Raw genomic sequence first — 1,947 nt, 5'->3', positions numbered from 1 at the left:
CCGAGTTCGAGGGCGATGTGGCGGCGGTGATCATGGAGCCGGTCCTGGGAAACATCGGACCGATCCTCCCCGAGAAGGGCTACCTGGAGGGGGTGAGGCGCATCACAGAGGATCACGATGTCCTCCTCATCTTCGACGAGGTGATCACGGGCTTCCGGCTCGGGCTCGGCGGGGCCCAGACCTTCTACGGCGTCGTCCCCGATATGACGACCCTGGGCAAGATAATAGGCGGCGGCTTTCCCATCGGCATCGTTGGGGGAAGGCAGGAGCTGATGGAGATGGTCGCCCCCAGCGGTGGGATATATCAGGCGGGAACCTTCAACGGCAGCCCGACCTCCCTCGCCGCCGGGATGGCGACCCTGGACGTTCTGGAGAAGGAGAGGGTCCTGGAGAGGCTGAACTCCAGAGGCGACGAGCTGCGCAGGTCCCTATCGGAGATCGTCGAAGACCTCGGGCTCGGCTACTCGGTGGTGGGGATCGCCTCCATCTTCAAGATATTCTTCGGAGACGCTCCGAGAAACTATGGTGAAGCCCTCAACTGCGACAAGGCGGGCTACCTAGAGTTCACGAGAAGGATGCTGAAGTCCGGAGTATTTCTCCCGCCGAGCCAGTTCGAGACGAACTTCCTCTCCGCTGCCCACTCCGATGACGTCATCAACCAAACTCTGGAGGCTTATACGTCAAACCTGAGAGATTGATCGTTGGGAGCCGCGGAAGCCCTCTTGCTCTGCGGCAGACCGAGACCGCCATCTCCCTTCTGGAGGCGAGGGGGGCAGAGACGGAGCTTTTGATCGTCAAGACGAAAGGTGACCACGTCCTGGACCTTCCCCTCCACCGGGTCTCGGGAAGGGGGCTCTTCGTGAGGGAGATCGACGACCTGATGCTGGCGGGAGAGATAGCAGTCGCCGTCCACAGCATGAAGGACCTTCCGTCCAAAAGGCCCGAGGAGCTCGTCATCTCCGCCGTCCTCCCTCGCGATTCGCCCTTTGACGTCCTGGTGAGCGAGGACGGTGTAGCCCTCGAGGAGCTGGAGGAGGGGGCGATCGTCGGGACCTGCAGCATGAGGCGGGCATCTCAGCTCCGGAGGGCGAGGCCCGATCTGGTCATAGAGAGTCTTCGGGGAAACCTGGAGACGAGGCTGCGAAAGCTCGCCGAGGGGAGATACAGGGCGATCGTCCTCGCCGAGGCGGGGATCGAGAGGATGGGCTACCATCCAAGATACTCCGTCCTGGACCCAGAGAAGTTCGTCCCCTCCGCAAACCAGGGGGCCATCGCGGTGGTGACTACGAGAGGGGGGGCAGAGGAGGTCGTCCGGGAGATCGACCACCCGGCCACGAGGCTGGAGGCCGAGTGCGAGCGGGTCATCCTGGAGGCGATAGGGGGTTCCTGCGTCGTCCCCATGGCGGCCTACGCCCGGCTGGTGGGAGAAGAGCTGAGGGTCCTGGCCGAGGTCCTCTCTCTGGACGGGTCGAGGTTCGTTCGGATCGAGGGGATGGTCCCGGCAGCCGATCACCTCCGGGGGGCAAAAGAGCTGAGCTGCAGGCTCGTGGAGAAGGGCGGACGAGATCTTGCAGAAGAGGCGGTGAGAGAAGTTGGAGAGATCTGAGAGAGGCAAAGTCTATCTGGTGGGGGCCGGCCCCGGCGACCCGGATCTGGTGACCCTGAGGGCGAAGAGGCTTATCGAGGGGGCCGAGGTCATCTTATTCGACCGGCTCCTCTCCCCCTCGATTCTGGGCTGGGCTCCTGAGGGGGCGGAGAAGATCGATGTCGGCAAGCTTCCCGGTCGCCACAAGCTCTCCCAGGAGGAGATCAACGCCCTTCTGGTGGAGAAGGGGAGAGAGGGGAGAAGGGTGGTCAGGCTGAAGGGTGGCGATCCTTTCGTCTTCGGCAGAGGCGGCGAGGAGGGGCTCGCCCTGGCCGAGGCGGGGCTGCCCTTCGAGGTGGTGC

General features: G+C 63.8%; 3 protein-coding genes. All 3 read left to right on the top strand.

Annotation, left to right across the window (positions count from 1 at the left end):
• Nucleotides 1–698, top strand: a 698-nt coding sequence (locus tag ACP5EL_RS10445) for an aminotransferase class III-fold pyridoxal phosphate-dependent enzyme (protein WP_428402448.1), incomplete at its 5' end; no start/stop codon positions are given.
• Nucleotides 695–1,606, top strand: coding sequence for a hydroxymethylbilane synthase (gene hemC, locus ACP5EL_RS10440; protein WP_428402447.1), 912 nt, complete (start codon nucleotides 695–697; stop codon nucleotides 1,604–1,606). The genes ACP5EL_RS10445 and hemC, both read left to right, overlap by 4 nt.
• The coding region (locus tag ACP5EL_RS10435; RefSeq protein WP_428402446.1) for a uroporphyrinogen-III C-methyltransferase at nucleotides 1,593–1,947 on the top strand (355 nt) is incomplete at its 3' end. The genes hemC and ACP5EL_RS10435, both read left to right, overlap by 14 nt.

Source organism: Methanocrinis sp., assembly GCF_049974945.1.
GTDB lineage: Archaea > Halobacteriota > Methanosarcinia > Methanotrichales > Methanotrichaceae > Methanocrinis.
This window is presented reverse-complemented; position numbering and strand designations above follow the sequence as displayed.